Annotated in this window: 3 protein-coding genes; 1 reads left to right on the top strand and 2 read right to left on the bottom strand. The window is 39.6% G+C overall.

Annotation, left to right across the window (positions count from 1 at the left end; genetic code table 11):
* A partial coding sequence (locus tag GMD4S_RS13860; protein WP_237739150.1) for a hypothetical protein occupies positions 1–195 on the bottom strand: 195 nt, incomplete at its 3' end.
* Between the two features lie 36 nt (positions 196–231).
* On the opposite strand from GMD4S_RS13860, the gene GMD4S_RS12380 reads away from it, so the two are divergent.
* Positions 232–537 (top strand): DUF898 family protein, encoded by a 306-nt coding sequence (locus GMD4S_RS12380; RefSeq protein ID WP_001058555.1) that lies wholly within the window; start codon positions 232–234, stop codon positions 535–537.
* A gap of 42 nt (positions 538–579) precedes the next feature.
* Here GMD4S_RS12380 and GMD4S_RS12385 read toward each other — a convergent pair whose 3' ends face one another.
* Complete coding sequence (locus GMD4S_RS12385) at positions 580–834, bottom strand: DUF1912 family protein (protein ID WP_000119707.1); 255 nt, start codon at positions 832–834, stop codon at positions 580–582.
* Positions 835–908: the final 74 nt, after the last annotated feature.

Consider the following 908-nt stretch of genomic DNA (forward strand, 5'->3'; position numbering starts at 1 on the left):
AGTTTCTTTGACATGATAAAATCCTTTCAATAAAAAATCCCTGCTCTGACAAGGATTTAATAAAGATATTCTATCAAGATTTTTGGAAAAAATCAAGAAAGGAAATAAGATTCCCCTTAAAAATCTAGCCGTTTTCTCTTTCAATCTAATTTGACAATGATTCGACTTCTTGATAAAATATGCAGTAATGTGCAAGACTGATTCACGTAAAAAGCTGATAAGGAGAACGATATGAATAACGAAAGTTACTTTGACGGCGGTCTTTTGAGCTACGTTGGACATGCTATCCTAGCCATGCTTATCATGGGCTTTACTGTTGGAATCGCTACGCCTTGGGCAGTTTGCATGATGCAAAACTGGAAGGTTAAGCATACTGTCATCGATGGACGTCGCCTTTATTTTGACGGAACTGGTTCTCAATTATTCGGGAACTGGATCAAGTGGTTCTTGCTCACCATCATCACCTTGGGCATCTATTCATTCTGGTTGCATATCAAAATGGAACAATGGATTACCAAACACACGCATCACGTATAAATAGAAAAAGTGCGTTCATACGCACTTTTTGATTTGCAATGATTAGTAATTCCGTTCGCCAAACAATCCCTCTGGCAGATCATGAAATCCCTTGCCCGCCTTGAAATTTTCAAACTTACCAAGCAAGAACTGATAAGCATCCAAGCGACTTTCGTAGCGAATCATGGCATCTTTGGCACGCTCGTCTTGGTCTTCTTCGTAGACTTTTTGACTTTCCTTGTGCGCCATGTCGTTGATCATGATCTGGGTATTGACCCAGGCTTCAAATTCCTTCATAAATTCTTGTTCGTAACTCATTGATTCTCCTTATTCTAATCCACGGAAGAAGTCCGTATCAATCTCTCGGTAGGGCTGGATATCCTGAACATACT

The sequence above is a fragment of the Streptococcus sp. GMD4S genome, assembly GCF_000296955.1.

Excerpts from the sequence above, each read along its gene's own strand:
- GMD4S_RS12380 (WP_001058555.1), top strand. The coding sequence starts at position 232 with ATGAATAACGAAAGTTACTTTGACGGCGGTCTTTTGAGCTACGTTGGA.
- GMD4S_RS12385 (WP_000119707.1), bottom strand. The coding sequence starts at position 834 with ATGAGTTACGAACAAGAATTTATGAAGGAATTTGAAGCCTGGGTCAAT.